Annotated in this window: 14 protein-coding genes; 8 read left to right on the plus strand and 6 right to left on the minus strand. The window is 71.6% G+C overall.

Annotation, left to right across the window (positions count from 1 at the left end; translation table 11 throughout):
- Positions 1-52: 52 nt before the first annotated feature.
- Positions 53-211: a hypothetical protein gene (locus ABZ934_RS19370; RefSeq protein WP_361314502.1), complete on the minus strand. Its 159-nt coding sequence runs from the start codon at positions 209-211 to the stop codon at positions 53-55.
- Between the two features lie 160 nt (positions 212-371).
- Positions 372-1,049, minus strand: coding sequence for a phosphate signaling complex protein PhoU (phoU, locus tag ABZ934_RS19375; protein ID WP_361314505.1), 678 nt, complete (start codon positions 1,047-1,049; stop codon positions 372-374).
- A gap of 264 nt (positions 1,050-1,313) precedes the next feature.
- Here phoU and ABZ934_RS19380 point away from each other — a divergent pair, with 264 nt between their 5' ends.
- Positions 1,314-2,576 (plus strand): ATP-binding protein, encoded by a 1,263-nt coding sequence (locus ABZ934_RS19380; protein ID WP_361314508.1) that lies wholly within the window; start codon positions 1,314-1,316, stop codon positions 2,574-2,576.
- Complete coding sequence (locus ABZ934_RS19385; protein WP_361314511.1) at positions 2,573-3,253, plus strand: response regulator transcription factor; 681 nt, start codon at positions 2,573-2,575, stop codon at positions 3,251-3,253. The genes ABZ934_RS19380 and ABZ934_RS19385 overlap by 4 nt, the downstream gene beginning before the upstream one ends.
- A 90-nt stretch (positions 3,254-3,343) precedes the next feature.
- Here the strand turns inward: ABZ934_RS19385 and ABZ934_RS19390 are convergent, their stop codons facing one another.
- Positions 3,344-4,021: a DUF461 domain-containing protein gene (locus ABZ934_RS19390; RefSeq protein ID WP_361314514.1), complete on the minus strand. Its 678-nt coding sequence runs from the start codon at positions 4,019-4,021 to the stop codon at positions 3,344-3,346.
- A 649-nt stretch (positions 4,022-4,670) separates the two neighbouring features.
- On the opposite strand from ABZ934_RS19390, the gene ABZ934_RS19395 reads away from it, so the two are divergent.
- From ABZ934_RS19395 to ABZ934_RS19420, 6 genes are all read left to right on the plus strand, one after another.
- A complete protein-coding gene (locus ABZ934_RS19395; protein WP_003953493.1) occupies positions 4,671-5,153 on the plus strand; it encodes a CarD family transcriptional regulator in 483 nt (160 codons plus the stop codon).
- Between the two features lie 287 nt (positions 5,154-5,440).
- Positions 5,441-6,187 carry a 2-C-methyl-D-erythritol 4-phosphate cytidylyltransferase gene (gene ispD, locus ABZ934_RS19400; RefSeq protein WP_361314517.1) on the plus strand — a complete coding sequence of 249 codons (747 nt, stop codon included), beginning with the start codon at positions 5,441-5,443 and terminating at the stop codon, positions 6,185-6,187.
- A gap of 58 nt (positions 6,188-6,245) precedes the next feature.
- The gene (ispF, locus tag ABZ934_RS19405; RefSeq protein WP_361314845.1) at positions 6,246-6,743 is read left to right on the plus strand and encodes a 2-C-methyl-D-erythritol 2,4-cyclodiphosphate synthase; all 498 of its coding nucleotides are present in this window, start codon (positions 6,246-6,248) and stop codon (positions 6,741-6,743) included.
- A 91-nt stretch (positions 6,744-6,834) separates the two neighbouring features.
- A complete protein-coding gene (gene cysS / locus ABZ934_RS19410) occupies positions 6,835-8,235 on the plus strand; it encodes a cysteine--tRNA ligase (RefSeq protein ID WP_361314520.1) in 1,401 nt (466 codons plus the stop codon).
- Positions 8,236-8,330: 95 nt separating this feature from the next.
- A complete protein-coding gene (gene rlmB, locus ABZ934_RS19415; RefSeq protein WP_361314523.1) occupies positions 8,331-9,302 on the plus strand; it encodes a 23S rRNA (guanosine(2251)-2'-O)-methyltransferase RlmB in 972 nt (323 codons plus the stop codon).
- A 151-nt stretch (positions 9,303-9,453) separates the two neighbouring features.
- Entirely contained in the window at positions 9,454-11,085 is a 1,632-nt protein-coding gene (locus ABZ934_RS19420) for a DoxX family membrane protein (protein WP_361314526.1), read from the plus strand.
- A gap of 131 nt (positions 11,086-11,216) precedes the next feature.
- On the opposite strand, the gene ABZ934_RS19425 is transcribed toward ABZ934_RS19420, so the two are convergent.
- The 3 genes from ABZ934_RS19425 to ugpC form a co-directional block, all read right to left on the minus strand.
- Entirely contained in the window at positions 11,217-11,987 is a 771-nt protein-coding gene (locus tag ABZ934_RS19425) for a nucleotidyltransferase family protein (RefSeq protein ID WP_361314529.1), read from the minus strand.
- A 72-nt stretch (positions 11,988-12,059) separates the two neighbouring features.
- On the minus strand, positions 12,060-12,473 hold the full coding sequence (locus tag ABZ934_RS19430; RefSeq protein WP_136213738.1) for a hypothetical protein: 414 nt from the start codon (positions 12,471-12,473) through the stop codon (positions 12,060-12,062).
- Positions 12,474-12,721: 248 nt separating this feature from the next.
- Complete coding sequence (gene ugpC / locus ABZ934_RS19435; protein WP_361314532.1) at positions 12,722-13,813, minus strand: sn-glycerol-3-phosphate ABC transporter ATP-binding protein UgpC; 1,092 nt, start codon at positions 13,811-13,813, stop codon at positions 12,722-12,724.
- Between the last annotated feature and the right edge of the window lie 165 nt (positions 13,814-13,978).

Raw genomic sequence — 13,978 nt, forward strand, 5'->3', positions numbered from 1 at the left:
GCCTGGTTGGGGGCGGACGGGGGCCCTTCGGGGGCGCCGGGCCTGGGGTGGGTCAGCCGCCGCACTGGCAGGGGGCGCCGGACTGGCAGCCGCAGCCGCAGCCCGAGCCACAGCCGCAGGCCGCCAGCAGCGGCAGGCGCAGCGGCTCCCGCGCCGGCGGGGGCTGCGGCCGCTCGTGCTCCGGGGTGATGGGGACGGGGGAATCGGGCATGGATCCTCCTCGCGGGCGGTGCGCAGGCGGTGTGCCTTCGCCCCCATTCACGCCCAGTGGCCCCGGCGCGTCAACGGCGCATTGGGGCTCGATGCGCTCAGACGCCCAGACGCCCAGACGCCCAGACGCCCAGACGCCCAGACGCCCAGACGCTCGACGCTCAGACGCCCTCGGCCTGGGTCGGCGGCTGCAGCTCGTCCGCGTGCTCGCCCGTCACCAGGTAGACGACCCGCTTCGCGACCGACACCGCGTGGTCCGCGAAGCGCTCGTAGTAGCGGCCCAGCAGCGTCACGTCGACCGCCGTCTCGATGCCGTGCTTCCAGCGGTCGTCCATCAGGTGCTGGAACAGCGTGCGGTGCAGCTGGTCCATCTCGTCGTCGTCCTGCTCCAGTTGGAGCGCCAGGTCCACGTCCTTCGTGATGATGACCTCGGCCGCCTTCGCCATCAGCCGCTGCGCCAACTGCCCCATCTCCAAGATGGTGGCGTGCAGGTCCCGCGGCACCGCCCGGTCCGGGAAACGCAGCCGCGCCAGCTTCGCCACGTGCTGCGCCAGGTCGCCGGAGCGCTCCAGGTCGGCGCTCATGCGCAGCGAGGTCACCACGATGCGCAGATCGGTGGCGACCGGCTGCTGCCGGGCGAGCAGCGCGATCGCGCGGGCTTCCAGGTCGTGCTGGAGATCGTCGACCTTCTGGTCGGCGGCGATGACGCTCTCCGCCAGCTTCAGGTCGGCGTCGAGCATGGACGTCGTGGCCCGTCCGATCGCGGAACCGACGAGCCGGGCCATCTCGACCAGGCTTTCTCCGATCGAGTCCAGTTCCTCGTGGTACGCGTCGCGCATGGGTGTCCCTCTCTTGCCTGCTCTGCCTGCTCGCTACTGCCGACCGCTCGCTCTTGCGCGCCGCGAGGCGCTCCGGCGGCCGCGGCGGCCGTGGGGCCGCGGGGGCCATCCGGCCCCACGGTGCCACGGTGGGCCGCGAACGCGTCCGACTCCGGCACCCCAAGTGAATCAGCACCATCGCCACGGTGAACTCTGGGCGACGAGTGTTCGAGCTGCCACCCGAACGGCTGTGGAAGTGTCATCGCGCCTGCTTAACCTGGATGCATGGACGTGAACGCGGCGGTCGCCGCAGCTGCAGCGATCGCCGGGCTGTGCACCGGTGTGATCGCGATGCTGGCGTTCCGCTGGAGCGAGCGCGACCAGGCCCGCCCCACCCGGAGCTCCATGCGCCCCGACATCAACGCGGTGCTCCCGCCCGGAGTGGACACCGTCCTCTCCGTGCTCCGCTCCTCCGCCGTCGTGCTCGACGAGGGGGACGCGGTCGTCAAGGCCAGCTCGGCGGCGTACGCCCTCGGCTTGGTCCGTGGCGGCAAGCTCGCCGTGGAGCCCATGCTGCACATGGCCCGCGACACCCGCCGGGACGGGGAGATACGCCAGATCGAACTCGATCTGCCCCGGCGCGGCACCGGCCGCGGTGAGGCCCTGGCCGTCTCCGCCCGCGTGGCGCCGCTGGGCTCCCGCCTGGTGCTGCTGCTGGTAGAGGACCTGACCGAGGCCCGACGGATCGAGGCGGTCCGCCGTGACTTCGTCGCGAACGTCTCGCACGAGCTGAAGACCCCCGTCGGGGCGATCTCCCTGCTCTCCGAGGCCGTCATGGACGCCAGCGACGACCCCGAGGCGGTCAGCCGCTTCGCCGGTCGCATGCAGATCGAGGCCACCCGCCTGATCAACCTCGTACAGGAGCTCATCGACCTCTCCCGGGTGCAGAACGACGACCCGCTGGAGGATGCCGAGCCCGTCCGCGTGGACACCCTGGTGGCGGAGGCCATCGACCGCTGCCGCCACACCGCGACCTCCAAGCAGATCACCATGGCCGCCGGAGGCACCGCCGACCTGCGGGTGTGGGGCAACCGCGGCCAGCTCGCGGCGGCGCTGGGCAACCTCGTGGAGAACGCCGTCAACTACAGCCCGGCCCGCACCCGCGTCGGCATCGCCGCGCGCCGGGTGACCGCGCCGGGAGGAGACTTGATCGAGATAGCCGTGACCGACCAGGGCATCGGCATCCCGGAAAAGGACCGTGAGCGCATCTTCGAGCGCTTCTACCGCGTCGACCCGGCCCGCTCCCGCGCCACGGGAGGAACCGGACTGGGCCTCGCCATCGTGAAGCACGTGGCGGCTTCGCACGGCGGAGAGGTGTCGGTGTGGAGCTCGGAGGGACAGGGCTCCACCTTCACCCTGCGCCTTCCGGAAGCGACCGCCCCCGTCCCGGCCGCCACCACCCCCTCGACCCCCTCGGCCTCCACCCCCTCGGCCCAACCCCTGCTCGACTCAGAAACAACCATCCCTGCCCCGGAGGTCCTTCCGTGACCCGAGTGCTCGTCGTCGAGGATGAGGAATCCTTCAGCGACGCCCTGTCCTACATGCTCCGCAAGGAGGGCTTTGAGGTCGCGATCGCCGCGACCGGCCCCGACGGGCTTGAGGAGTTCGAGCGCAACGGCGCCGACCTCGTCCTCCTCGACCTGATGCTTCCCGGCCTGCCCGGCACGGAAGTCTGCCGCCAGCTGCGCGGCCGCTCCAACGTCCCGGTGATCATGGTGACCGCCAAGGACAGCGAGATCGACAAGGTCGTCGGCCTGGAGATAGGAGCCGACGACTACGTGACCAAGCCCTTCTCCTCGCGGGAGCTGGTCGCCCGCATCCGCGCGGTCCTGCGCCGCCGCGGCGAGCCGGAGGAGGTGACCCCGGCCGCGCTGGAGGCCGGACCAGTGCGGATGGACGTGGACCGGCACGTGGTCACCGTCGCCGGCGGGAAGGTGGACCTCCCGCTCAAGGAGTTCGACCTGCTGGAGATGCTGCTGCGCAACGCGGGTCGGGTCTTGACCCGCATGCAGCTGATCGACCGGGTGTGGGGGGCCGACTACGTCGGCGACACCAAGACCCTCGACGTCCACGTCAAGCGCCTGCGCGCCAAAATCGAGCCGGACCCGGGCGCGCCGCGCTACCTGGTCACGGTCCGCGGCCTGGGCTACAAGTTCGAGCCGTAAACCGCAGCCGCAGCCGCGGCCACGTACGAAGGGAAGGGCCCCATCCGCGGTGGACGGGGCCCTTCCCTTCGTACGTCGTGTAAGCGCCGCTCAGTGATCGGCGGGGTGCGACGCGGCGCCCGAGGGGGTTCCGGACGGCGAGCCCGAAGGGGCGCCCGACACGGCGCCTGAGGGGCTGCCGGACGGCGCGCCCGCCGGGGTACCGGAGGGGCTGCCCGAGGGGCTCGCGCCGGCCGCGCCGGGGGCGGCGGCCGGGGCCTCGGTCGGGCCGAAGGCGGCGTACATGCCCGCGCCGGGGACGACGTAGGCGCTCAGCTTCACGTCGCCCGCGCTGCTGAGCTGGAAGACGACCTCCTGCACGTTGCCGTCCTGAACGGCCTCGCGGCCGCCCTCGACGACGGCGGAGGCGTTGCCCTTGCCACCGAGCACCAGGGAACCGCCGGCCGGGACGGTGATCTTGCCCGAGCCCTCGGCCGGCTTCAGCGTCACCTTGGCCTTGCCACCCGCGAGGGTGATGCCGTCGAGGGTCTGGGGGGTGCTGCCGCCGTTGAAGACGGTCGCGGAGACGGCGGCGGGGCCCTTCTTGTCCTTGGTCTGGGTGATCACGAGGGCGTTCTGGATCTTGATGTCGCCCTTGGTGACGGCGGCGTTGTCCGGCTTGATCTCCAGAGTCTGCGCGTCGTTGCCCGCAGCGCATGCGGAGAGCGAAGCGATCGAGAACACGATGGCGGTAGCGGCGAGAGCGCCGCGTCGAAGGCTGCGGCTCACGGCGGCGGCAACTCCTTGGACGTACGGACGGAAAGGTGGACGACCCCGGCTCGCGCCGGGGGAGGTGCCCCGTCGGACGGCTGAGGTAAAGCCGCCCTAAGGGTGTGTCAGCGCGCTTAGGTTACCGAGCCGCCGCCCCGCCCCCGCACCCGACCCTCCGCAGTGCCCGGGCCGCCCTGTACGGGTCCGCGCGATCACCGGGGGGAACCGTCCGCGATCACTCCGGGATGGTCCGCGACCACCGCGCCGGCGGCTTCCCGTGCGCCCGCGGATCTCGCATCCCCCCGAATCTTGGTGATCGATTTCCCGATTCCGCGGAACGCCCCTCGATGATCAATTCGAGGATTGGGCCGGAACCACTCCGTACGGGCGCCCGCCAGTCGAACGGAGTAGTTCGGTTTTCAGCCTCCGAACCCGGCAAAACGGGACGTATGTCACATCGAGCGGCGCGTCCCACGGGTGTAGCGTGGTCGTTTCGTCCGGTCCGCACAGCGCCTCCGACCTGCGAATACCCCCTTCCGGAAGCCCTCCGCAGCACGTACGTGTCGCTGTTGTCAAGCCCCGAGATGTGCCCTGACCTGCGAAAACGCCATTCATAACGGTCAGTTCTCGTGTTACCCTGGATAGCCACGGAAGGGGTACCTGTCACATGACGTTCAAGGTTGGCGACACCGTGGTCTATCCCCATCACGGGGCCGCGCTGATCGAGGCCATTGAGACTCGTCAGATCAAAGGCGTGGACAAGACCTACTTGGTGCTCAAGGTCGCCCAGGGCGACCTGACGGTTCGTGTGCCTGCGGACAATGCGGAGTTCGTCGGCGTTCGCGACGTAGTCGGCCAGGACGGGCTGGACCGGGTCTTCGAGGTGCTCCGCGCACCGTATGCAGAAGAGCCGACGAACTGGTCCCGGCGCTACAAGGCAAATCTGGAGAAGCTCGCTTCTGGCGACGTCATCAAGGTCGCCGAAGTCGTGCGCGACCTGTGGCGCCGTGAGCGTGAGCGCGGGCTTTCCGCGGGCGAGAAGCGCATGCTCGCGAAGGCGCGCCAGATCCTGGTGAGCGAGCTCGCGCTCGCCGAGAACACCAACGAGGACAAGGCCGAGGCCCTCCTCGACGAGGTCCTCGCGTCCTGACGCGAGAACCCGTACGCGACGAGCCGGACGGATCCAGCTCCACGGATCCCGTCGTGCAGGCCCTTCGCAGACAGTTGTGCCGCGGTGCCCGATGACAAGGAAACTTGTCGCCGGGCGCTGCGGCATGTCTGTTCCCACGCCTTTTCGCGCGCCTTCTCACGAGTGCCTCGGGTCCGGGCAGCCGACTCGACCGGTCGTCACGGAAGGGGCGAGGGCGTCGCACCCGGAGTCACCTCCAACGCCATACCCATGTCGGCGGAAGTCACAAACCTGGCTCGGAGCTACTGATGTCTGACGAATCGCGCCCCCACCGCACCGCCGCCGTCATCCCGGCCGCCGGGCGGGGCGTACGCCTCGGCCCCGGTGCCCCCAAGGCCCTGCGGGCCCTCGGCGGAACCCCGATGCTGATCCACGCCGTCCGCGCCATGGCCCGCTCCCGCGCGGTGTCCCTGGTCGTGGTCGTCGCCCCGTCCGACGGCGCGGCCGAGGTGCGCCGCCTGCTGGACGAGCACCCGCTGCCGGAGCGGACCGAGGTCCTCGTCGTACCTGGACGGGAGACCCGCCAGGGGTCGGTGCGCGCCGGCCTGGAGGCGCTCCCGGCGGACGTCACCTCCGTACTCATCCACGACGCGGCCCGCCCGCTGGTCCCCGTGGAGACCGTCGACGCCGTCGTGGAGGCCGTCCGCGACGGCGCCCCCGCCGTGGTGCCCGCCTTGCCGCTGGCCGATACCGTCAAGGAGGTCGAGCCCGGCAAGCCCGGCGAGCCGGAGCCCGTCGTCGCCACCCCGGAACGCGCGCGGCTGCGCGCCGTCCAGACCCCGCAGGGCTTCGACCTGGCCACGCTGCGCCGCGCGCACGAGACGTTCGCCGTCAACGGCGAGGGCGCCACGGACGACGCCGGAATGGTGGAACGCCTCGGCGTCACCGTCGTGACGGTTCCCGGCCACGAAGAGGCCTTCAAGGTCACCCGCCCGCTCGACCTGGTCCTCGCCGAGGCCGTACTCGCCCGCAGGAGGGCCACCGATGCGTACTAGCCCCGCAGGTTCGGCCGGTCAGGACGCGAGCACCGGTGCCGGTGCCCCCGCCGACGCCCTGCCCGCCGCCCCGCTGATCCCGCTCGTCGGCATCGGCACCGACGTGCACGCCTTCGAGACCGGCCGCGAACTGTGGTGCGCCGGCCTGCTGTGGGAGGGCGAGGACGGCCTCGCCGGACACTCCGACGGAGACGTCGCCGCGCACGCCGCCTGCGACGCCCTCTTCTCCGCCGCCGGTGTCGGCGACCTCGGCGCGCACTTCGGCACCTCGCGCCCCGAGTGGTCCGGCGCCGCCGGCGTCACGCTCCTCGCGGAGGCCGCCCGTATCGTCCGGGCCGAGGGCTTCGAGATCGGGAACGTCGCGATCCAGGTGATCGGCGTACGCCCCAAGATCGGCAAGCGGCGCGAAGAGGCACAGAAGGTGCTCACGGCAGCCGCCGGCGCCCCGGTATCGGTCTCGGGCACCACCACCGACGGTCTCGGTCTCACCGGCCGGGCCGAAGGGCTCGCCGCCATCGCCACCGCCCTCGTCTACCGGAGGAACCGGACCCGGTGACGCCCGCGGCGACACCGCTTCGGCAACAAACGGGGCCCCGCGTCCGCAAAGGGTCGCGGGGCACTGCTACGGGCGCACTACCCTGGATGCCGTGACTATTCGCCTGTACGACACCAGCGCCCGGCAGATCCGCGACTTCACCCCGGTCACCCCGGGCTGTGTCTCGATCTACCTCTGCGGCGCCACGGTGCAGGCCGCCCCGCACATCGGACACGTCCGCTCGTACCTGAACTTCGACATCATGCGCCGCTGGTTCGCCTACCGCGGCTACGACGTCACCTTCATCCGCAACGTGACGGACATCGACGACAAGATCATCGCCAAGTCGGTCGAGCAGGGTCGCCCCTGGTGGTCCATCGGCTACGAGAACGAGCGCGCCTTCAACGACGGCTACCACGCCCTGGGCTGCCTCCCGCCCACCTACGAGCCCCGCGCGACCGGCCACGTGCCGGAGATGATCGAGATGATGCGCGGCCTGATCGAGCGCGGTCACGCGTACGAGGCCGACGGCAGCGTCTACTTCGACGTGCGCTCCTTCCCGGGTTACCTGTCCCTGTCCAACCAGAACATCGACGACCTGCGCCAGCCCGCCGAGGAAGGCATCACCGGCAAGCGCGACCCGCGCGACTTCGCCATGTGGAAGGCGTCCAAGCCGGGCGAGCCCGACTGGGAGACCCCGTGGGGCCGCGGCCGTCCCGGCTGGCACCTGGAGTGCTCCGCCATGGCGCACAAGTACCTCGGCGAGGCGTTCGACATCCACGGCGGCGGGCTGGACCTGATCTTCCCGCACCACGAGAACGAGATCGCCCAGGCCCAGGCGTTCGGCGACACGTTCGCCAACTACTGGGTCCACAACGCCTGGGTCACCATGACCGGCGAGAAGATGTCCAAGTCCCTCGGGAACTCGGTCCTCGTCTCCGAAATGGTCAAGCAGTGGCGTCCGATCGTCCTGCGCTACTACCTCGGCACCCCGCACTACCGCTCGATGATCGAGTACAGCGAGGAGTCGCTGCGCGAGGCCGAGTCGGCCTTCGCCCGCATCGAAGGCTTCTACCAGCGCGTCATCGAGAAGGCCGGCGGCCCCGTCGAACCGGCCGCCGAAGTACCGCCCGCCTTCGCCGAGGTCATGGACGACGACCTCGGCGTGCCGCAGGCCCTCGCGATCGTGCACACCGCGGTCCGGCAGGGCAACAGTGCCCTCGCCGCCGACGACAAGGACGCGGCCATCGCGCGCCTGTCCGAGGTGCGGGCCATGCTGGGCGTCCTCGGCCTGGACCCGCTCGACCCGTTCTGGGCCGATGAGACCGACCGCGGCGAGGATCTGCACGGCGCCGTCGACACCCTGGTGCGCCTGGTCCTGGAGCAGCGCGAGTCGGCCCGGGACCGCAAGGACTGGGCCACCGCGGACGCGATCCGCGACCAGCTCCAGCAGTCCGGCCTGGTCATCGAGGACAGCCCCACGGGACCCCGCTGGACGCTCGGCCCCCGCTGAGCCCACCGGAGCAGTCCCGCTGTGCCGCCCGGCGTCCCGGGCGGCACACTCTTCATACGTACACACCGCAGCATCAACGAAAACAGGTAGAGGTCATGGCCGGGAACAGCCAGCGCAGGAACCGCCGCACGTCCAACAAGAAGGGCGCTACGGTCGGCAGCGGTGGCCAGCGGCGCAAGGGCCTGGAAGGCAGGGGCCCGACGCCCAAGGCCGAGGACCGCAAGAAGCACAAAGCGCACCGCATCAGCAACGCCATGGCCAAGCAGGCCGCCAAGCGCCGCCCGGCCCCCCGCCGCGGCGGCCCCAAGGGCACCAGCGAGATGGTCGTCGGCCGCAACCCGGTCTTCGAGGCGCTGCGCGACGGCGTGCCCGCCACCACCCTCTACGTGCAGCAGTTCATCGAGAACGACGAGCGAGTGCGCGACGCCCTCCAGCTCGCCGCCGAGCGCGGCAACATCAACCTGATGGAAGCGCCGCGCCCCGAGCTCGACCGCATGACCAACGGGCTCAACCACCAAGGCCTGGTCCTCCAGGTCCCGCCGTACGAGTACGCGCACCCCGAGGACCTCACCACCGCCGCCTACGACAACGGCGAGGACCCGCTGATCGTCGCCCTCGACGGCGTCACCGACCCGCGCAACCTCGGCGCGATCGTCCGCTCCGTCTCCGCCTTCGGCGGCCACGGCGTGGTCATCCCCGAGCGCCGCGCCGCCGGTATGACCGCGGGCGCCTGGAAGACCTCCGCCGGCACCGCCGCCCGCACCCCGGTCTCCCGCGTCACCAACCTGACCCGCGCCCTCCAGGAGTACAAGAAGGCCGGCATCGCCATCGTCGGCCTCGCCGCCGAAGGCGAGCACACGGTCAACGACCTGGCGGCGCTCGCCGGCCCGGTCGTCATCGTCGTCGGCTCCGAGGGCAAGGGCCTCGGCCGCCTCGTCGGCGAGAACTGCGACTACCTCGTCCGCATCCCGATGCCGGGCGGCGCGGAGTCGCTGAACGCCGGCGTCGCCGCGGGCGTCGTGCTCTACGAGGCCGCCCGCCGCCGCGCGGAGACCCCGCGCACCTGACAGCCCCGCGTCCCTTGATCCGGTTGGCTCAGGGAACGTGACCCGTGAGCGTGTCACCCCGCCCCTTTCGGGCGGGGTGACTTGATCTTGACGGGTCTCGGACACATCCCTGCTGTCAAGGCAGTGTCCTTATCACTCGTCACTCGGTTAGATGAGTGTGGACACCAGAACGTCAGGGTTCGACGACCAGCCCGCGCTGAGCATGGTCAAGGTGCCGTGCGATCCCGCACAGGTCATCGTCAACCACGCAAGCTTCCGCGTGCGGCTCGCACCGAGCCCGAGCGCGCGTTCCAAGCCCTCGATGCCCGCCAACGCCCCGGCCCGGGGGGCCGTCCTCGGAGGTGCCGCGGTCGCGGCCGCCGGGGCGACCCGCCGCCGGGCGCCCGTCGTCTGGAGCGGCAAGGCCGACACCGGCGACACAGCCGCGATGGGCGGACTGCTCCGGGCCGCCCGGGAGGCGGGCCGCGGCCACGACCAGTTCGACGGGGGAGCCACCCAGACCATTCCGCGCGTCGACCTCGCGCACGACCTCGCCGACGAGACCCTCGCCACGCCGACCGTCATCGGTCAGCGCACCTACGGCGACCCGGACGAGACCCGCCCCCTCGGCGCGGTCCCGCAGCCCGCGCGGCGCTCGCACGACTACGGCCCGCCCGACGGCTACGACGACGGCTACGGCCCGGGCCACGGCAGCGGACACGACGACGCGTACACGTACGCGTATGCGTACGACGAGGACGGCGCACCCGCCGACCGGTCCCGGCGGCCCGCCGCCGACGCCCGCGCGCAAGCCTCGTACTACCCCGGCCGCCGGATGAACCTCGGCGTCGTGCTGCTCCCGCTGCGCGTCTTCCTCGGCTTCATCTCCATCTACGCCGGCATGGGCAAGCTCTGCGACCCCGTCTACTTCGACGGCGGCGAACGCGGCTCCATGGTCACCTGGCTGCACACCCTGCACCCCTGGGCCCTGGCCGAGCCGCTGCGCGACTTCGCGCTCGCGCACCCGGTCGGCGCCGGGCTCACCGTGGCGTTCCTCCAGGTCATCGTCGGCGTGCTCACCGTCTTCGGGCTCTGGCAGCGGTTCGCCGCCTGCTTCGGCGCGCTGCTGTCCGCCGCCCTGCTGATGACGGTCAGCTGGAAGACCGTCCCGGCCTACGACGCGCCCGACATCATCTACCTCGCCGCCTGGAGCCCCCTGATCATCGCGGGAGCCCCCGTCTACTCGCTCGACGGACGCCTCGCGGGCGAAGCCTGGCGCACGCTCGGCCCGCGCTCCGAGGTCTGGCAACTGCGCCGGCGCGTCCTGCGGCGCGGGGCCCTCATGGGCGGTGTGATCTGCGGGCTCGCCCTGATCGTCGGCTCCGTCCTCGGCGGGGCCGTCCGGTCCACCGCCGTGGTCACCGTCCCGGGACCCGGCCGGGCCCCGAGCAATTACCTGCCCGGTACCCCGCTGCCGGCGCAGGCCCCGGCCAAGCAGCAGCGGCAGCCCTCCCAGCAGCCGTCGAAGCCGGCCACGCCCTCGGCGAGCGCCTCCACGCCGGCCGCCAAGTCCGGTCACACCGGCGCGGGTTCGGCGCCCTCGCAGAGCGCCGGGACGGGCGCGCAGTCGCCGTCCGCGAGCCGGAGCGGCGCCGGGAGCCAGAGCGCCCCGCGCAGTACACCGCGCCAGTCCGGCCCCCAGCAGCCGCCGACGTCGTCCTCGGGCAACGGCGGCAGCAGCGGTGGCAGCAGCGGCGGGAGCACCGGCAAGAAGCCCGGCCTGGTCGGGGGTCTGCTCGGCTGACAGCCCTTCCGGGACCGTCCTACCCGGCCCGGGGCCCGGTGCGCGAGGAGCGCGCCGGGCCCTTCGGCATGCGGGTCTCCGGGCGCCGAGGAGCGCCTTCGTACGACCGCCCAGGCCTTCGTTACGACCGCTCAGGAGCCGCCGTACGCGGCCAACTCCCGGGCGGCTTCGGTCAGGTCCTTCGCCGTGTCGATCGCCCGCCAGTAGGCCCCCTGGGGCAGCGGGAAGCCCGCGAGCCGGCGCTCGCGGGCCAGTCGGGGGAAGGTGGTGCGCTCGTGATCGCCCAAATCGGGCAGCAGCGGCGCGAATTGCGGGCTGAAGACGTACACGCCGGCGTTGACGGGATACGGCGACTGCGGGGCCTCGATGAAGTCCAGCACCTGCCCGAACTCGTTGGTCTCCACGACCCCCCACGGGATGCGCGGCCGTGCCAGCGCCAGGGTCGCGACCGCGTCCCGCTCCCGGTGGAACGCCGCCATCTCGCGCAGCGAGAACCGGGTCCACACGTCCCCGTTGGTCGCGTACCAGGGCTGGTCCGGGTACGGGAGGTGGCGCGCGGCGTACTTGAGGCCGCCGCCGCGGCCCAGCGGCTCCTCCTCCACCACGGTCGTCACGCGCAGCGGGAGCCGGGTGCGGCCCAGCCAGTCCTGGAGCACACCGGCGAGGTGCCCGCAGGAGACGACGGCATCGGTCACCCCCTCCGCCGCCAGCCAGGCGAGCTGGTGCCCGATGATCGGCATGCCCGTCCCCGGGATCTCGACCATCGGCTTCGGCCGGTCGTCCGTGTACGGCCGAAGCCGCGTGCCCTGGCCGCCCGCCAGGACCACGGCCTGGGTGGGGGCGGTCGGGAACGCGGCCGCGTCGTGCGTGGGTTGGGGCGGTACGGGGGATACGTCGGTCATGCCCGCCAGCGTAGGCAGGACGCCCCTCCGGCGACGGCCGACTCGGCGGCCGTCAACCGGCTGGAAGGACCGTCAGCCCATGGAGGCGACGCCGGACGCGTACGAGGTGTCGCAAACGGGGCGGGCGAAGGACTGTGCCTTCGTCGGCCCGTACGCCTCGACGGCGGCCCGGCCCAGTGCCCGCGCGATGCCCACGCAGTGCTCGGCGAGCGAGGGCCGCCGGTCCACCTCCTGCTGGAGGTGCGTGAGGACGTCGCCCGGCTCCTCGCCCTGGCGCAGCTCGGTGAGGAGTTTGTCGCGCAGCAGATCCTGCGCGGCGCGCGGCTTGGCGGGAACGGACACGCCTTCGGCGGAGGCGGTCAGGATCTGGGAGGAGGAGTTGTCCGCCCAGGGGACCATGGTGACCGCCAGCGTCCCGGACAGGACCAGGACGACGGGCAGGACCAGGGCGAGGGATCGGCCGATACGGCGGGCAGTGTGGGTCACGAAGGCGAGAGTAGCGCTCGGTGAAGGCATGGCGACATTCGGTCACCCGGTCGGGGGACGGTTCGACGTGGCTTTTCGATTCCGAGGTTGACGGGTAGGGCCGAATGGCCCGATCTGCCCGGGATTCAGGTTACGGCCCGCCGCAACTCGCGGCGCAGGGGCGCCCCTTGGCGGGACGCCCCTTCACCGGCGGTGTGCCGACCGTCGGTCGGTGCGGTCGGTGCGGTCGGTGCGGTCGGTCGGTGCGGTCAGTCGGAGAGGCGGGCGCCCGAGGACGTGGAGAACACGTGGATCTCGTCGGGGCGCGGCACGACGTGCAGGGTCGAGCCCTTCTCCGGCACGTGGCGGCCGTTGACGCGGACCACGAGGTCCTGCCGGCCGGCGGTGGCGTCGGAGACGGAACCGTAGACGTAGCCGTCGGCGCCCAGCTCCTCGACCACGTTCACCGTGATCGTCAGGCCGCCCGCCTCGGCGATGTCGAAGTGCTCGGGACGCACGCCGACCGTCACCGTGCGGTCGCCCGTGTCGGCGGCGGCCGTCAGTGCCTCGCGGGAGACGGGGACGACGCTCTCGCCGAACTTCACGCCGCCGTCGGTGATCGGCACCTCGACGAGGTTCATGGCGGGCGAGCCGATGAACCCGGCGACGAACAGGTTCGCCGGCCGGTCGTACATGTTGCGCGGGGTGTCGACCTGCTGCAGCAGACCGTCCTTGAGGACCGCGACCCGGTCGCCCATGGTCATGGCCTCGACCTGGTCGTGGGTGACGTAGACGGTGGTGATGCCGAGGTCGCGCTGGAGCGCGGCGATCTGCGTACGGGTCGACACGCGGAGCTTGGCGTCGAGGTTCGACAGCGGCTCGTCCATGAGGAACACCTGCGGCTTGCGCACGATGGCGCGGCCCATCGCGACGCGCTGTCGCTGGCCGCCGGAGAGCGCCTTCGGCTTGCGGTCGAGGTACTGGGTGAGGTCGAGCATCTTCGCCGCCTCCTCCACCTTGCGACGGATGGTCGCCTTGTCTTCGCCGGCGATCTTCAGGGCGAATCCCATGTTGTCGGCGACGGACATGTGGGGGTAGAGCGCGTAGTTCTGGAACACCATCGCGATGTCCCGGTCCTTGGGCGGCAGGTGCGTCACGTCGCGCTCACCGATGCGGATGGCGCCGCCGTTGACGTCCTCCAGGCCGGCGAGCATGCGCAGCGAGGTGGACTTGCCACAGCCCGAGGGGCCGACGAGGACGAGGAACTCCCCGTCTTCGATCTCCAGCTCAAGCTGGTCGACGGCGGGCTTGTCGCCGCCGGGGTAGAGCCTGGTCGCCTTGTCGAAGGTGACAGAAGCCATGGTGGTGAATCCCTTCTACCGGCAGGAACGTGCCGGACGATCCGAGTGGAAGGTCTAGTCCAGTAATCGGACTGCGCCCGACGCTACCCGCCCGCCCGCCTCCTGTCAGCACCCCCGTCGGAAAGTTCCTGGCTGGCGGGTTGGCGGGCTGTGTAAAGTGAAGGC

The sequence above is a fragment of the Streptomyces sp. NPDC046557 genome (assembly GCF_040645975.1).
Lineage (GTDB): Bacteria > Actinomycetota > Actinomycetes > Streptomycetales > Streptomycetaceae > Streptomyces.